The sequence below is a fragment of the Ralstonia sp. SET104 genome (assembly GCF_003851545.1).
GTDB lineage: Bacteria > Pseudomonadota > Gammaproteobacteria > Burkholderiales > Burkholderiaceae > Ralstonia.
Map to the genome: position 1 here is coordinate 178,511 of NZ_BHVX01000008.1, position 16,788 is coordinate 195,298.

A 16,788-nucleotide genomic window follows, 5' to 3' on the forward strand; every position below is an offset into this window, starting at 1 on the left:
CGCGTTCAACGCTGGGGCGCCGTGTCGCGCTGATGCTTCTTGAGCTTGGAGCGGATGCGCGTCTGCTTGAGCGGCGAGAGGTATTCGACAAACACCTTGCCCATCAGATGATCCATCTCGTGCTGGATGCACACCGCCAGCAGGTCGTCGGCCTCCAGCTCGAAGGTTTCGCCCTTTTCGTTGAGTGCGCGCACGCGCACGCGGGCCGGCCGTTCCACCTTGTCATAGATATCGGGCACCGACAGGCAGCCTTCGTCCCAGACCTTGTGCGCGTCACTTGCCCAGATGATCTCGGGGTTGATGAACACGCGCAGTTCGTCGCGAGACTCCGACACGTCGATGGTGATCACGCGCTCATGCACGTCGACCTGCGTGGCGGCCAGGCCAACGCCCGGCGCCTCGTACATGGTCTCGGCCATGTCGGCCACCAGTTTGCGGATGCGGTCATCCACAACAGCGACCGGTTTGGCGACTTTATGCAGCCGCGGATCAGGGTATTGCAGGATATTCAGTAGGGCCATGATGCTTGGCAACAACGGTTGCAGAAGGCCACGCTAACGAGGGGTTGCCTTCAATTGCGATCGCTTGGAATGTCATGCAGAATCGGGGGCGCTATCCGCCACATGGCTTAGGAAAAAGCCTGACGAATGTTGGATGCCATACCCCTCTTGCTGCAGCGCAAAACCGCGTACAGCTGCGGCGGTGAGGCGTCGAACAGGCACGCGGACCACTCGCCGATTCTTCATAGAATAATGCGCCATCGTAACACACCGATGCTCTCTCAGCCCGCCATGCAATCTGCCATGAAAGCGCGCCAGTCTTACGTTTGCGCCCTGTCGGCGGTTGCCGCGGCAGTGCTTTTCTGCGTGGGCGCCGCGCACGCCGTCGAGCGTACTGTGACGCCGGCACAACAAGCCCAGGCCGCGACCGCTGCCCAAGCGGGTATTCCCGAGTCCGAACTGTCCACCAGCGCGCCGGCGCAGTACACCGTGCGCCGTGGCGATACGCTGTGGGCAATCTCGGGCAAGTATCTCAAGCGGCCGTATCGCTGGCCGGAGCTGTGGGGCATGAACCGCCAGCAGATCCGCAATCCGCACCTGATCTATCCGGGCCAGATTCTGTATCTCCATCACGCCAACGGCCGCGCTTGGCTGTCGACCTCACCCGCCTCGGCGGATGGCAGCACGGTGCGCCTGTCGCCGCACACCCGTGTGTCGGGGCAGGATGGTGATGCCATCTCCAGCATCCCCGCCGCCGCCATCGAACCGTTCCTGACGCAGCCGATCGTGGTGGATGAAGAAACGCTGGCCACGCCGGCGCGCATCTTCTCGCTGCCCGAGGGCCGCGTTTATCTGGGCAAGGGCGAAAATGCCTACGCCCGCGGCCTGCCGGCTGGCGAAAGCGGCCGGGCTGGCGCCGAATGGCAGGCATATCGCCCGGTGCGGCCGCTCAAGGATCCGATGACCGGCAGCGTGCTCGGTTATGAAGCGGACTTCCTGGGCACGCTGCGCGTGGTGCGCGCGGCAACCGGCCCGCAGGCGGTGACCAAGATGGAAGTGCTGTCGTCCAAGGAGGAAATGGGCGTCGGCTCGCAACTGATGCCGCTGCCGCCTCGCGTGCCGGTGCGCTATGTGCCGCATGCGCCCGAAGGCGATGTGCATGGCGTGATTGCCAAGGTAACGGGTGGCGTGCGCTTTGGCGGCACCGACCAAGTGGTCGTGCTGAACATCGGCAGCCAGCAGGGGCTTGAGCCGGGGCATGTGCTGTCGCTGGCGCGCGCTGGGGTGGCCGTGAAAGACGCGACTGCCGGCAACGAGACCGTGCAGTTGCCGGAAGAGCGTTACGGTCTGGCCTTCGTGTTCCGCGTGTTCCCGCACGTGGCCTATGCGCTGGTGACGGACGCCTCCAATACTGTGGAAGTGGGCGACAGCGTCAGCAACCCGATGTCGCCGCGCCCCTGAACTACGCGCTACCCGCACGCCTTGCGCGCCCCTGAACTACGCGCTACCCGCACGCCTTGATTTGACCGATGCATCCCAGGTCGCGGCGCCCGCTGCGACCGACTCCACCGATTCCCTCTCCTGCACGCGCGACCCGGCCGAACTGGCCGCGTGGCTGCGTCTGACTGAAACGCCCGGTGTCGGGCCTGTCGCAGCGCGGCAGTTGTTGACGGCCTTCGGGTTGCCGCAAGACATCTTCGCCCAGTCGTACGCATCCCTCACCAAGGTGCTGCCGGAGCGGCAGGCGCGCGCGGTGCTCGCCGAGCCAGACGCAGCGCTTGCGGCGCTTATCGAGCGCACTGTCGCTTGGGTAAACGAGCCGGGCAACGCCGTCTTCACCCTGGCCGACCGCGGCTATCCACCCCGCCTGCTTGAACTGCCAGACCCACCGACCCTGCTGTATACCAAGGGCAACGCCTCCTTGTTGCGCGCGGCAGCGGTGGGCGTGGTGGGCGCACGTAGCGCCACGGCGGCCGGCATCGACAATGCGCGGGCGTTTTCCCAGGCGCTGTCGGCGGCGAGCGTGACGATCGTGTCAGGTCTGGCACTTGGCATTGACGCGGCTGCGCATGATGGTGCGCTGGCCGGGCCCGGCAGCACGATAGCCGTCGTCGGTACGGGGCTCGATATTGTTTACCCGGCGCGCAACCGGGCGCTGGCGCATCGCATTGCCGAGGCGGGCGTGATCGTCTCCGAATACCCGCTGGGCATGGGGGCGCGCGCTGAGAACTTCCCGCGCCGCAATCGCGTGATCTCGGGTTTGGCGCGCGGGCTGCTGGTGGTGGAGGCGGCTGCGCAATCAGGCTCGCTCATCACAGCGCGGCTGGCCGCCGAACAGGGGCGCGACGTGTTTGCGATACCCGGGTCGATCCATTCGCCACTGGCCAAGGGCTGCCATCTGCTGATCAAGCAAGGTGCCAAGCTGGTGGAAACCGCCGCCGATATCCTTGACGAACTCGGCTGGGGGCGCGCCGCCGCGCCGGCCAGACGTGCGACGCGGGCGGCCATGGCGGAGGGAGCTTCCGCCGCGCCTGCCCTTGCCGATCGGCCCGCGCCTGGCGCTGCCGAAACCACGTTGCTCGATGCGCTCGGTTTTGATCCGGTCGATCTGGACACCTTGTGTGAGCGTACGGGCCAAGCGGCTGCCGCGCTGTCCGCGCAGCTCCTTGCGTTGGAACTGGACGGCCGCGTCGAGCGGCAGCCAGGCGGGCGCTTCCTGCGGCTTCCGTGAAAGCGTGACTACAATAGGCGCGATCCGTTCGTCACCCAGCAGATCGCTCAGTCCAGTTTTTCATGCCCCTGTTCTCGCCCAACATCGACGCCGCCATGCTGCATGCGCGCATCCGCGCCGGGCAACTGCTGGTCGCGTGCCTGTGCGCGGAATGGTGTGGCACATGCCGCAGCTATCGCACGACCTTCACGGAGTTGGCGGCACGGCATCCGGAATGCTGCTTTGTCTGGGTCGATGTGGAAGACCATGCCGATGCGCTGGGCGATTTCGACGTTGAAAACTTCCCGACCCTGCTGGTGCAGCGTGGGAGCGATGTGTTGTTTTTCGGCCCAGTCTTGCCGCACGCGGGCGTTGTTGATGGATTGCTTTCGCGTGATCTGAGCGCCACTACCGCAGTGGTCGCAGCCCCGGACTTGCGAGGCTGGCTGCTGGAATCGGCGTGATCGCAGGCCTTGACAATGCCATGCGATGCATGCGCCACTCTATTGCGCCTGAAAAGGAACCGCGCTTATGATTGGCGGCCAAATTTTGGGCGCACTGCTCCGATGTGCGCTCTGACGGGCGCCCGCGGCACTTGAAGTCGGCAGGCGTTGCCATAAGACTCTACAAAAACCACGCGAACGGTCGCTATAAATAAGCGCCCCTTTTTACCGATCACTTGCGATCGCCAGGATCCGCTCACATGTCCAAGGCTCTCATCATTGCCGAAAAACCGTCGGTCGCCGCTGATATCGCGCGCGCGCTGGGTGGCTTCACCAAGCACGACGAGTACTTTGAGAGCGACGAATACGTCCTCTCGTCGGCGGTTGGCCACCTGGTCGAGATTGCCGCGCCGGATGAATATGAAGTCAAGCGCGGCAAATGGAGCTTTGCTCACCTGCCGGTGATCCCGCCGCACTTTGATCTGCGCCCGATCGCCAAATCCGAATCGCGCCTGAAGGTGCTCACGCGCCTGATCAAGCGCAAGGACGTGACCGGCCTGATCAACGCCTGTGACGCGGGGCGTGAGGGTGAACTGATCTTCCGCCTGATCGCGCAGCACGCGAATACCAAGCTGCCCGTGCGGCGGTTGTGGCTGCAATCGATGACGCCGCAGTCCATCCGCGATGGTTTTGGCAAGCTGCGCAGCAACGAAGACATGATGCCGCTGGCCGACGCCGCCCGTTGCCGCTCCGAAGCCGACTGGCTGGTCGGCATCAACGGCACGCGCGCCATGACCGCCTTCAACAGCAAGGGCGGCGGTTTCTTCCTGACCACCGTGGGCCGCGTGCAGACGCCCACATTGTCGATCGTGGTGGAGCGCGAGGAGAAGATCAAACGCTTCGTGCCGCGCGATTACTGGGAAGTGCGTGCCGAGTTCATCGCCGCAGCCGGTCTGTACGAAGGCCGCTGGTTCGACCCCAAGTTCAAGAAGAACGAGTTCGACCCCGAGCAGCGCGACTCGCGCCTGTGGAGCGAAGCCGAGGCCAAGAGCATTGTGGCCGCATGCCGCGACAAGCCGGGCACGGTCACCGAAGAATCGAAGCCGTCGACGCAGATGTCACCGGCGCTGTTCGACCTGACCAGCCTGCAGCGCGAGGCCAACGGCCGCTTTGGCTTCTCGGCCAAGAACACGCTGGGCTTGGCGCAGGCGCTGTATGAAAAGCATAAGGTGCTGACCTACCCGCGTACCGATTCGCGCGCGCTGCCCGAAGACTACATAGGCACGGTCAAGCAGACGCTGGACATGCTAAGCGAGAGCTCGCATAACTATCTGCCGCACGCGAAGAAGATCCTCGCCAACCAGTGGGTCAAGCCAAACAAGCGGATCTTCGACAACAGCAAGATCAGCGATCACTTCGCCATCATCCCAACGCTGCAGGCACCGAAGAACCTGTCGGAGCCGGAGCAGAAGCTGTACGACCTGGTGGTGCGCCGCTTCCTGGCAGTGTTCTTTCCGGCGGCCGAATATCAGGTCACCACGCGTATTACCGAAGTGGCAGGGCATCACTTCAAGACTGAAGGCAAGGTGCTGGTGAATCCGGGCTGGCTTGCGGTGTACGGCCGTGAGGCGCAGGGCAAGGATGACAACGACAGCGCCAACCTCGTACCGATCGCCAAGGACGAAAAGGTCAAGACCGACAAGGTCGAGCCGGTGGGCCTGACCACCAAGCCGCCCGCGCGCTACAACGAAGCGACGCTGCTCTCGGCCATGGAAGGCGCAGGCAAGCTGGTCGACGACGACGCGCTGCGCGAAGCCATGGCCGGCAAGGGCCTGGGCACACCAGCCACGCGTGCGGCCATCATTGAAGGGCTGCTGACGGAAAAGTACCTCGTGCGCGAAGGCCGCGAGCTGATCCCGACCGCCAAGGCATTCCAGTTGATGACGCTGCTGCGCGGCCTGGGCGTGGAAGAGCTCACGCAAGCCGAGTTGACCGGAGGCTGGGAGCACAAGCTCTCGCTCATCGAGCGCGGCCAGCTTGAGCGCGACGAATTCATGCGCGAGATCGCGCAGATGACGCAGCAGATCGTCAAGCGCGCCAAAGAATACGATAGCGACACCATCCCCGGCGACTACGCGACGCTGGCCACGCCATGCCCGCAGTGCGGCCACGTGGTCAAGGAAAACTACCGCCGCTTCGCCTGCAGCCACTGCGACTTCTCGATCAGCAAGATTCCGGGCGGCCGGCAGTTCGAACTGAATGAAGTGGAAGAGCTGCTGATCAACAAGACCATCGGCCCGCTGCAGGGCTTCCGCAGCAAGATGGGCCGGCCGTTTGCAGCCATCCTCAAGCTGGCGCAGGAAGACGGCCACTGGAAGATGGAGTTCGACTTCGGCCAGAACGACGAGGACGACGGCGAACCGGTGGATTTCTCCGGCCAGGAAAGCGTCGGCCATTGCCCGAAGTGTAACGGCAGCGTCTACGAGCACGGCCTGAAATACGTGTGCGAGAACGCCGTGGCGCAGCCCAAGACCTGCGACTTCACTACGGGCAAGATCATCCTGCAGCAGGAGATCAGCCGCGAGCAGTTGGCCAAGCTGCTGACCGAAGGCAAGACCGATCTGCTGACCGGTTTCAAGTCGGCGCGCACCGGTCGCAACTTCAAGGCATTCCTGGTGAAGCAGCCGGACGGCAAGATCGGCTTCGAGTTCGAGCCGCGCGGCGAAGGCAAGGGCAAGCCCGCTGCGAAGACGGCCGCGAAGAAGGCAACGGCCGCAGCCAAGACACCGGCTGCCAAGAAGGCTCCGGCCAAGACCGCAAGCAAGACCGCCGCCAAGAAAGCGCCGGCACGCAAGAAAGCGGCCCAAGCCGAGACCGACGAGGAAAGCACCAGCGAAACCTGATCACGCTTTCGCAAGCGCCAATGCAAACGGGAGGACAGTGTCCTCCCGTTTTGTTTTGGCGACGCGGTTTGCGCTTATGCAGCTTCGCTCAGGCCCCGGCCAGCGCGCGCCTCGCTGTGCTTGACCTCCATCGCCTGGGCCAGCATGTAGTCGATAAAGGTACGCACCTTGGTTGGCAGAAACTTGCGGCTCGGATACACCAGCGACAGCGACCGGTGCGGCAGCTTGTACTGCGGCAACACGCGCACCAGCCGTCCGGATTCCAGATCCGGACGCGCCATGTACGACGACAGAATCGCGATACCCATATCAGCCAGCACCGCGCGGTGCATCAGCTCCGCGTTGCTGGTGACGAGCGAGGGCTGCACCGGCACCGAAATCGATTGGCCGTCCGCCGTGCTCATCTCCCACTCGTGACGCAGTTGCGGGTGCCACATGGCAATCACGCGGTGCTCGGCAATGTCTTCGGCGCGCTGCGGGGTGGAATGCTGGCGCAGGTAGGCGGGCGTGGCAGCCATCACCATCTCGGCCGAGATCATGCGGCGCGCCACCAAGTGCGAGCCGAGGCCGAGTTCCGAGACCATGATGCCGACGTCGCGGCCGTCTTCAACGATGTCGATGGGGCGATCCGACAGCGCCACGTCAAACGTCACTTCGGGATAGAGCTGTTGGAAGCGCGCCAGCAGCATCGGTAGCACGTGCAGCCCGAACATCACCGGTGCGACGATCCGCAGGCCGCCGACCAGCGCCTGGCTGCGCGACGTGGCCAGCGACTCTGCTTCGTCAATGTCGAGCAGGATCTGCGCACAGCGCTGCAGGTAGGTTTCGCCCACGTCGGTCAGCGACAGGCTGCGCGTGGTGCGGTTGAGCAGGCGCGTGCCCAGATGCGCCTCCAGATCGGCCACGTAGCGCGTGACTACGGCATTGCTCATTGACAGATGCTGGGCCGCCCGGGCGAAGCTGCCGAGCTCCACCACCTTGGAAAACACCCGCATCGACTGCAAACGATCCATTCCAGCCTCTCACATGATTTGTTGTCAAAAATAGAACAAATCTGTTATGACAGCAAATGTTTAATAGTGGCTCGCGCAATTTACTGCCTAGGGACAATTATTAAATGTGAGCGCCCGCTCATGCGGGAAAATCCACCACAGTTGCATTTGCGATGTTTTATTGCCGAGGCTGCGTATCCGACTTCTCACCGATTGACGCAACAGCAGATTTGCGCCGAGACTCTATACCGAACGGTAGATTTTTTGTGGGATTCGCCTTGTACGAGGTCACGCTTGCTCCAGATCATGGGTGGAACGCGATCTTGCGCAAATCGGTGCGGCGGTGGCCAGGCGGCTTCGCCATACTCGAATAATGGATGCCACGAACCCTGACCAGCATGAGCGCCCCGCGATGAGGGCGGCCATCACGGCCGATGTATCGCTCTGCGATGCCGGCGGCCGAGGAGACACCACATGACCATCCAGAACCGCGAACCGGTCAACTATCTGGCGGGCGAGATGCCGCTGCACCGGTATTGCGCCCACCATGCGCAGCAGACGCCCGAGCGTATCGCCCTGCTGTGGTACGGCCGCACGATCTGCTGGCGCGAGCTGGATCAGGCCTCGACGCGGCTGGCGGTGCAGTTGCAGCGGCTGGGCGTGGCGCGCGGTGACCGCGTTGCGCTGTTCCTGCACAACTGTCCGCAAGCGATCGTGGCGCATCTGGCCACGGCCAAGCTGGGCGGCATTGTCGTGCCGTGCGGGCCGCTGTCGCGCCAGCACGAGCTGCGCGACCAACTGGCCGATTCCGGCGCCAGGATTCTGGTGGCGGCGGCAGACCTGATGCCGATTGTCGAGGCCGCGCGGCCCGGCACGTCGATCACGACCGTCATCACAACCCGCTATGCCGATCTGCAGCCGTCGCAGCCTGCGTGCCGCAAGGCGCTGGCCGTGCCGCCCGAACTGATTGCGGCGGATGCCTCGTCTGCGCCACCGCTCAAGAACAAGCCGGGCGCCGCGCAGCTCGATCTGATGCAACTGATGGCCGAACCCGTGGATGTGGCCGAACGCGATGCCGTGGCCGCCATCCAGGTGGATCTGGATGAAGTGGCGCTGATGGTCTACACCTCTGGCACCACCGGCCGCCCGAAGGGCGCCATGCTCACGCACCGCAATGCGCTGTACAAGACCGCCGTGACAGTACAGGTGGGCGGCATCCACGCGGCCGACGTGCTGCTGGCGGTAGCGCCGCTGTCGCACATCGCCGGCATGCTGATGGGCATGAACGTGATGCTGTATTCCGGCGCGCCCACCATCCTGCTTTACCGTTTCGACCCGCTGGCCGTGCTTCAGGCCATCGACCGTTACCGCGTCACGTGGTGGTACAGCATGACGCCGATGAACCTTGCGGTGATGGCGCACCCCGATGCAGCGCAATACCGCATGGAATCGCTCGTGACCAATCCGTGCACGAGTTTTGGCGTGACACTCACCGAGGCGATTGCCGAGCAGTGGCGTGCCTTCGCCGGGCCGCAGTGCCGCACGTACGAAGCCGCGTACGGCCTGTCGGAAACGCACACCTGTGACGCCATCACTCCTGCTGATGCCCCGCGCTGGGGGTGGCACGGCAAGATCGTCCCGCAGACCGAGGTACGCATCGCCGACCCGCTCACCGGCGCTGAACTGCCGCCCGGCCAGCCCGGCGAGATCACCATCCGCAGCCCCGGCGTGTTCCGCGGTTACTGGCAGCGCGACGAGGCCACACGTGCCGTCCTGCACAACGGCTTTCTGCGCACGGGTGACATCGGCCAGGTCTCGCCCGACGGCTATCTGCAATGGCAGGGCCGCATCAAGGAGATGATCAAGGTATCGGGCTACAGCGTGTTTCCGGAAGAAGTCGAGGCACTGTTGTCGCGCCATCCGGGCATCCGGCAGGTGGCCGTGACACCCCTGGCCGATCCGGACAAAGGCGAGGTCGTCTGCGCGCACGTGGTGCCGATGAGCGGTGTGACGCTCTCGGAAGCGGAATTGATTGCCTGGTCGCGCGACAACATGGCGCCGTACAAGGTGCCGCGCCGCGTCAAGTTTCATGATGCGTTGCCGTCCACGGCGACAGGCAAGGTGCTCAGGCGGTTGCTGCGCGAAGAAGCAATCGCTGCCTGAATGCAAAACGGCCGCCAAATTCTGGCGGCCGTTTTTGTTTAGGTCTGCACGAAGCGCTTCTGTCGGGCGATGCTCATCAGGATGCCAATGCCCATGCCCAGTGTGACGAGCGCCGTGCCCCCATAACTGATCAGCGGCAGCGGCACGCCCACCACCGGCAGAATCCCGCTCACCATACCCATGTTGACGAAGGCATAGGTAAAGAAGATCAGGGTGATCGATCCGGCCAGCAGGCGCCCGAACAGCGTGCCTGCATTGGCGGCAATGAAGAGCCCACGCAAGATCAGCAGCAGATACAGGAACAGCAGGATGCCGTTGCCCACCAGTCCGAACTCTTCGGAATACACCGCAAAGATGAAGTCGGTGTGCTTCTCGGGAATGAACTCCAGGTGGGTTTGCGTACCCTTCAACCATCCCTTGCCCGTGACTCCACCCGAACCAATGGCGATGATCGACTGGATGGTGTGGAAGCCCTTGCCCAGCGGGTCGGTGGTGGGGTCCAGCAGCGTGCACACGCGGTGCTGCTGGTAGTCGTGCAGGATTGGCCAGTTCACCCCTGGCGCGCAGATGCGCGACTCGAACGACACCACCAGCGTGATCGCCGTCACCGCAATCACCAGCACCGGCACGATCAGCCGCCATGACAGGCCGGCAAAGTAGATCACGTAGATGCCCGCGGCCAGCACCAGCAGTGCGGTGCCCAGGTCCGGTTGCTTGGCGATCAGGCCCACCGGAATCAGCAGCAGCACGGCCGCCGCCAGATAGTCGTACCAGTGGATCACCCCCTCACGCTTCTGGAAGTACCACGCCAGCATGAGCGGCATGGCGATCTTCATGATCTCGGAGGGCTGTACCACTACGCCGATGTTCAGCCACCGCCGTGCACCCTTGCGGATCAGCCCGAACGCCGCCACGCCAATCAACAACGCCACCCCGACGGTGTAGAGCGGCACCGCAAAGCGCATTAGCGTCTGCTGCGGCAGGTTGGCAATGATCCACATCAGCACGAAAGACAGCAGGATGTTGCGGACTTGGTCTTCCACCCGGCCCGGCATGTCGATGGCCGCCGAGTACAGCGCAATCAGCCCCGTGCCCAGCAGCAGAAAGACGATCAGGGCCAGTGGCCCATCGAAGCCCGTGAAGAGCGACTTGATGACGTTGAATATGCGGCGCTTGTCCAGTTTGTCCATGGCGTGATCCTCAAGCGCAAATATCAGGGCGCGGCCGACGCAGCGGGTGCGGGCTTGGGCGTGGGCTTTTGCGCGGGCTTTGGTGGCGGCTTGCTGCCCGGCTTCGCCTCTTTCCCGCCCTTGGGGCTCGTGGCGGGCGCCGAGGCCGGTGCGGCGGTATTGCCGCGTCCGCGCGGCGGCAGTTCGGGGGCCGGTTGAGCGTGCGATAGCGCTTGCAGGACCTGAGCGTCCAGCGTGGCTGGGGCGACAGCCTCTGCGCTGGTGCCGGCCTCGCGCAGGGCCGGCGCCAACAGATCGGGCGACAGCGGCGGCGTGCCGCGCGTGGCGCCGGTTGCAGACGAGGCAGCCGGGGCGGAAGCCGCGGCGTCACCGCTGGCGGTGGCTGCCACGCCAGAAGCGGCCGCGACGCCGGACGCCGTCTGCGCGACCACATCGGCCGCCACCGGTGGTGCGGCCGTGGCGCTGGCGATGGTAGCCGTCTTGCCGGTCGAGAACACGCTCGGCGTATCCACCGGCGGTTGCGGTTGGGCCTTCGGCGCGGTAGCCGCCAGCTCGGCCGGCCACTTGCCGCTCAGGTAATAGTCCATGACCGCGCGCGCGATCGGCGCGGCCGAGGTGGCGCCAAAGCCGGCGTTTTCGACGATCAACGCCACCGCGATCTTCGGATGATCCGCCGGCGCAAAGGCCTCGAACAGCGCGTGATCGCGCTTGTATTCAGGAATCGCGTGGTGACTGTATTTCTCGTTCTTGCCCAGCGAGAAGGTCTGTGCCGTGCCCGTCTTGCCCGCCGACACATACTGCGCACCGGCAAACGCCCTGGCGGCCGTACCTGCCTGGTTCACGCCCACCATGGCGCGCTTGATCACGTCAATGTTGGCCTGCTTGAGCGGGATGCGATAGCTCTCGGTCGGCACTGTCAGCGCGCGTGACTTGGAGAGTGAATCCTCGACGGCCTTCACCAGGTGGGGCTTCATCACCACGCCGTTGTTCGCCAGCGTCGACACGGCATGCGCGAGCTGCAGGATAGTGAAGCTGTTGTAGCCCTGGCCGATGCCCAGCGAAATCGTTTCGCCGTCGTACCACTTCTGCTGCTCGGGGCGCTTGTAGGCTTTGCGCTTCCACTCGGTGGAGGGCAGGATGCCGGTGCGCTCGCCCTCGATGTCGATGCCTGTGATCTGCCCGAAGCCCAGCGGCTTCATGAAATCGTGGATGGCGTTGACGCCCATGTCGTTGGCGAGGCGGTAGTAGTACGTGTCGCACGACACCACGATCGAGCGGAACATGTCGACCCAGCCATGCCCGCCCGGCGCGTCGTCGCGGAAGGTGTGGTTGCCAAGCGTGAACGAGCCCGGATCAGCCATGCCCCACTGCGGCGTGCGCTTGCCCAGCTCCAGCGCAGCCAGTGCCATGAACGGCTTGTAGGTCGAACCCGGCGGGTACGTGCCGCGCAGCGGCCGGTTCAAGAGCGGCTTGTCGGGCGAGTTGTTCAGCTCGCTCCAGGAGGTGCTGTCGATGCCTTCGACGAACATGTTCGGGTCGAACGTCGGCTTGGAGACGAAGGCGAGGATGTCGCCCGTCTCTGGCTCGATCGCCACCAGCGCGCCGCGGCGGTTGCCGAAAAGCTGCTCGGCCAGGCGCTGCAGGTTGATGTCGAGTGACAGGATCAGGTTGTTGCCCGGCGTTGCCTGCGAGGTCGAGAGCGTCCGGATCGGCCGCCCGCCCGCGCTGACTTCCACCTCTTCGTAGCCGGTCAGGCCGTGCAGCTCGGTCTCGTAGCTCTGTTCGATGCCGACCTTGCCGATGTATTCGGTGCCGCTGTAGTTGTTGGCGTCCTTGCGCGGGTCGTACGCCACGCCGGGCTGGCTGTTGGCATCGCTCATGTTGTCGATGCGGTCCAGATCGCGCTCGGAGATGCGGCCGATGTAGCCGATCACGTGCGAGGCCGATTCGCCCAGCGGATATTGGCGGAACAGCCGCGCATGCACGTCCACTCCAGGAAAGCGGAAGCGCTGCGCCGAGAAGCGCGCGACTTCCTGATCGGAGAGCTGGCTGCGGATCGGCAGGCTCTCGAAGCTGCGTGCGTCTTCCATCAGGCGCTTGAAGCGGCGGCGGTCGCGCGGCTGGATGTCGACCACCTGCGCAAGCTGGTCGATGGTGTTGTCCAGCGTGTCCTGCAGCTTGGACGGCGTGATCTCCAGCGTGTACGCCGAGTAGTTGCGCGCCAGTACCACGCCGTTGCGGTCCATGATGATGCCGCGATTGGGCTCGATCGGCGCCACCGAGATGCGGTTGTCTTCGGCCTTGGCCGAGTACTGCTCGTGCTTGACCTCCTGCAGCCAGAAGAAGCGCGCCAGCAACAGCCCGAAGCAGATGAGCACGAACAGGGCGGCCGCCGCCAGCCGCAGGCGGAAGCGCGACAGCTCCTGTTCGACGTTGCGGATTTCGGTCATGCCAGATAAGCGCGAATAGCGGAGCGCATCAGATCGGCCGCCTTAGATCGGCCGGGTTTCGTCGACGCTCTCTGGGCGGCGCTGCGGCGCCAGCAGGAAGTCGTTCGCAAACGGCCACAGGGCTGCCTCGATCAGCGGTGGCAGGATGACCTGCCAGTCCGGCAGGTGCGCGCCCATCAGCAGGCGGATGACGATCGGCACGGCGTGCGCCAGCACCAGCAACGGCAGCACATGCAGCGCCTGCGACAGCACCGAGAACCACAGCACGCGCCGATGGATCGTGATCGCAAAGTACGACAGCATCGTGTAGGCCATCGCGTGCTCGCCCAAGAGGCGCGCTTCATGCACGTCCATCAAGAGGCCCAGCAGGAAGGCCACCACCATGCCCACGCGGCGCGGCTGATGGATGTTCCAGAACACCAGCACCAGCGCCACCAGATCGGGAATCCACTCCATGTGGCCCCACGGCATCAGGTTGAACAGGAACGCCAGCACGAAGCTGAAAGCGATGAAGCCGGGGTTGACGGGGCGAAGCAGGTATTGGGGCGAGTTCATGCGTGTCGCCTTCTAGCGTTTGGCCGCTGAATCGGTATCCAGCGGATTGCCGTCTGCGTCGGTCGGGCGCGGCGGCGGAGCGTTCTCTTCAGGCGTGGGCGCGGGCGCAGTCGCAGGGCCTGGCACGTTGGCTTCGGCGGCGGCGCGTGCGGCGCGGTCCTTCTCTTCGCGCGCGTCACGCGCGGCGTTCTTGCCCTTGGGCACTGGCGCCGGCGACAGATCCGTCGGCGGCGGGAAGCCCGACTCGTACTTCACGATCAGCAAGTGCCGGTTGCTGCGGATACCGGCCACCGGCTCGCAGATCACGCGCGAGAACGCGGTGTCGGCCTTGCGCTCGATCTGCGAAATGCGCGCCACCGGCAGGCCTGCCGGATAGACGCCGTCCAGCCCTGACGTCACCAGCAGGTCGCCCTGCTGCAAGTCGGCCGAAGCGGCCATGAAGCGCAGGTCCAGCGCGCCCGGCCGGGCACCGCCAAAGGCCACGCTGCGCAAGCCATTTCGTACGACTTCTACGGGAATCGCCTGATCCTTGTCGGTCAGCAGCGTAACTTGCGATTCGAACAGCGACACGCGCGTCACCTGGCCAACTACGCCGCGATCATCAATGACCGGGTAGCCCGCGCGCACGCCGTCCTTGGAGCCGCGATCAATCACGATGCGCTGCGTATAAGGATCACGTGCTTCGTAGAGGACTTCCGCGGCCACCGTGGGCACTGCTGCGTGCTGCTTCAGATTGAGCAGCGTACGCAGGTTGCGGTTTTCGGCTTCGAGCTGCGAGGCGCGCAGCGATTGCTGCGCTTGGGCAACAGCCGACTCGCGCAGGTTGCGGTTGTCAACGGCCAGCTTGGTGGACGATTGTGTGTAATTGAGCGCTGCGCGCGCCGTATCGCGCGGAATCAGCACCAGGCGCTCGACGGGGTACAGGATGATCGACACGACTTGCCGGACCACGCCCAGCACCGACATGCGAGCATCAATCACCAGCAGCGCAAGCGCAAGCGCGAGCAAAGCGACCAGTCGCGCGGTAGCGGACGGGCCCTGCTTGAAGAGGGGCGGCGGGGAGTAATCCATGACCCGGACGCTTCAAATAGGCACGGCAGGCGCGTGACGGTCGACGTCAGAATCAACGTCAGCGGCCTGCCGGCAACAGATTGAGTGTGGCGCCGGTGCAGTGCCGGGCCCCAAGGTGGGCGGAGCACGGCGCACCGGCGCGAGACGCATCTCAGCGATCCGCGAAGGCTGTTGGCGTGACCCCAACCGTGGTCACGGAATCGGCCACAACAGCGGAACGCGGATTGGCGTGGTGCATGGTTCCGTTATTCGTACGAGAAGATGCTGCCGAGCTTATCCATGCGCTCGAGTGCCATGCCCGAGCCGCGCACCACGCAGGTCAGCGGATCTTCGGCCACCAGCACCGGCAGGCCGGTTTCTTCGGCCAGCAGGCGGTCCAGGTCGCGCAGCAGCGCGCCGCCGCCCGTGAGCATCATGCCGCGCTCGGCAATGTCGGCGCCCAGTTCCGGCGGAGTTTGTTCCAGCGCAATCTTCACCGACGACACGATCTGGTTCAGCGGATCGGTCAGCGCTTCCAGGATTTCGTTGGACGACACCGTGAAGGCGCGCGGAATGCCTTCCGACAGGTTGCGGCCCTTCACTTCCATCTCGCGGACTTCCGACCCCGGGAAGGCCGAGCCGATTTCCTTTTTGATGGCTTCGGCGGTCTGTTCGCCGATCAGCATGCCGTAGTTGCGGCGGATGTAGTTGACGATGGCTTCGTCGAACTTGTCACCGCCCACGCGCACGCTGCCCTTGTAGACCATGCCGCCCAGCGAGATGATGCCCACCTCGGTGGTGCCGCCGCCGATGTCCACCACCATCGAGCCCGACGGCTCCGACACCGGCAGGCCGGCGCCAATGGCCGCGGCCATCGGCTCTTCAATCAGGTACACCTGCGAGGCACCGGCGCCCAGTGCCGATTCACGGATGGCGCGGCGCTCGACCTGGGTCGAGCCGCACGGCACGCAGATGATGATGCGCGGGCTCGGGCGCAGCAGCTTGGTGTCGTGCACCATCTTGATGAACTGCTTGAGCATCTGCTCGGTGACGGTGAAGTCGGCGATCACGCCGTCCTTCATCGGGCGGATCGCCTCGATATTGCCCGGCACCTTGCCCAGCATCTGCTTGGCTTCCTTGCCGACGGCCTGGATGGTTTTCTTGGCGTTCGGGCCGCCTTCCTGGCGAATGGCCACCACCGACGGCTCGTCCAGGACGATGCCCTTGTCGCGGACGTAGATCAGGGTGTTGGCGGTGCCGAGGTCGATCGCGAGATCGTTGGAGAAATAGCTGCGCAGAAAGCCGAACATCGAATGAATCCTGTTTTTCAAGTCATGGGCCGCCCAGCATCAAGATCACGGTCACCGGCTACACCGATGCGCGGACGTCGCAGGTTGCCACATGGCCACCGAACGGTCCGATCTTGTTACTGCGCTCCCGGGAATGTGTCGCGGGCTCCGTGGTGGTCGGCGCAAAGGGGTGCCGAAGCACCGGCCATCCTGCCGATCGCAAGCCGCCCGGAGAGGGCTGGCCCCAAGGAACCTTTGATTAAGTGTCGCGAGAATCTGCCCGCAATCCTGTTGCGCTGCCCGATCTTGGCCTTGCGATGCTCGCCGTACCCATGTACGGCTTCGCTTCCCAGGCCAACCTCGGGCCGCTCGCTACGGATTGCGAACAGATTCTCAGAACCTGCCGCTGTCGGGACGTTCCCGAGCACTTAATCAGAGGGTCCGTGACTGCACGAAGTCGCCTGCTGACTTAGAAATTTAGTCGGCAATCATACCTTATAATTCGGGCATTCTGCGGGTATTCGGCGAGCGTTTGGCGCCAAA

Annotated in this window: 12 protein-coding genes; 5 read left to right on the forward strand and 7 right to left on the reverse strand. The window is 64.4% G+C overall.

The annotated features are described in order from the left end of the window. Positions 1 to 5 precede the first annotated feature (5 nt). A complete protein-coding gene (gene def / locus PSUB009319_RS12785) occupies positions 6 to 521 on the reverse strand; it encodes a peptide deformylase (RefSeq protein ID WP_124382600.1) in 516 nt (171 codons plus the stop codon). A 252-nt stretch (positions 522 to 773) separates the two neighbouring features. Between def and PSUB009319_RS12790 the strand changes: the two genes are divergently transcribed. The 4 genes from PSUB009319_RS12790 to PSUB009319_RS12805 all read left to right on the forward strand — a co-directional run bounded on the left by PSUB009319_RS12790 (position 774) and on the right by PSUB009319_RS12805 (position 6,556). Continuing rightward, a complete protein-coding gene (locus tag PSUB009319_RS12790; RefSeq protein WP_124382668.1) occupies positions 774 to 1,961 on the forward strand; it encodes a LysM peptidoglycan-binding domain-containing protein in 1,188 nt (395 codons plus the stop codon). Positions 1,962 to 2,022: 61 nt separating this feature from the next. Beyond that, on the forward strand, positions 2,023 to 3,231 hold the full coding sequence (gene dprA / locus PSUB009319_RS12795; protein ID WP_124382601.1) for a DNA-processing protein DprA: 1,209 nt from the start codon (positions 2,023 to 2,025) through the stop codon (positions 3,229 to 3,231). Between the two features lie 62 nt (positions 3,232 to 3,293). Then, entirely contained in the window at positions 3,294 to 3,674 is a 381-nt protein-coding gene (locus tag PSUB009319_RS12800) for a thioredoxin family protein (RefSeq protein ID WP_124382602.1), read from the forward strand. A gap of 239 nt (positions 3,675 to 3,913) precedes the next feature. Next, positions 3,914 to 6,556, forward strand: coding sequence for a DNA topoisomerase III (locus tag PSUB009319_RS12805; protein ID WP_124382603.1), 2,643 nt, complete (start codon positions 3,914 to 3,916; stop codon positions 6,554 to 6,556). Between the two features lie 74 nt (positions 6,557 to 6,630). Here PSUB009319_RS12805 and PSUB009319_RS12810 read toward each other — a convergent pair whose 3' ends face one another. Beyond that, positions 6,631 to 7,569, reverse strand: a complete 939-nt coding sequence (locus PSUB009319_RS12810) for a LysR family transcriptional regulator (protein ID WP_024977062.1) — start codon at positions 7,567 to 7,569, stop codon at positions 6,631 to 6,633. Positions 7,570 to 8,022: 453 nt separating this feature from the next. Between PSUB009319_RS12810 and PSUB009319_RS12815 the strand changes: the two genes are divergently transcribed. Next, on the forward strand, positions 8,023 to 9,711 hold the full coding sequence (locus PSUB009319_RS12815; RefSeq protein WP_124382604.1) for an AMP-binding protein: 1,689 nt from the start codon (positions 8,023 to 8,025) through the stop codon (positions 9,709 to 9,711). Positions 9,712 to 9,749: 38 nt separating this feature from the next. On the opposite strand, the gene rodA is transcribed toward PSUB009319_RS12815, so the two are convergent. From rodA to PSUB009319_RS12840, 5 genes are all read right to left on the reverse strand, one after another. Beyond that, positions 9,750 to 10,901, reverse strand: a complete 1,152-nt coding sequence (gene rodA, locus PSUB009319_RS12820; RefSeq protein WP_374704190.1) for a rod shape-determining protein RodA — start codon at positions 10,899 to 10,901, stop codon at positions 9,750 to 9,752. Between the two features lie 23 nt (positions 10,902 to 10,924). After that, positions 10,925 to 13,351: a penicillin-binding protein 2 gene (mrdA, locus tag PSUB009319_RS12825; RefSeq protein ID WP_124382605.1), complete on the reverse strand. Its 2,427-nt coding sequence runs from the start codon at positions 13,349 to 13,351 to the stop codon at positions 10,925 to 10,927. Between the two features lie 42 nt (positions 13,352 to 13,393). Next, complete coding sequence (gene mreD / locus PSUB009319_RS12830) at positions 13,394 to 13,906, reverse strand: rod shape-determining protein MreD (protein WP_124382606.1); 513 nt, start codon at positions 13,904 to 13,906, stop codon at positions 13,394 to 13,396. Between the two features lie 12 nt (positions 13,907 to 13,918). Continuing rightward, positions 13,919 to 14,977: a rod shape-determining protein MreC gene (mreC, locus tag PSUB009319_RS12835; RefSeq protein WP_124382607.1), complete on the reverse strand. Its 1,059-nt coding sequence runs from the start codon at positions 14,975 to 14,977 to the stop codon at positions 13,919 to 13,921. 245 nt (positions 14,978 to 15,222) lie between these two features. Beyond that, positions 15,223 to 16,266, reverse strand: coding sequence for a rod shape-determining protein (locus tag PSUB009319_RS12840; protein WP_004628293.1), 1,044 nt, complete (start codon positions 16,264 to 16,266; stop codon positions 15,223 to 15,225). Positions 16,267 to 16,788 lie beyond the last annotated feature (522 nt).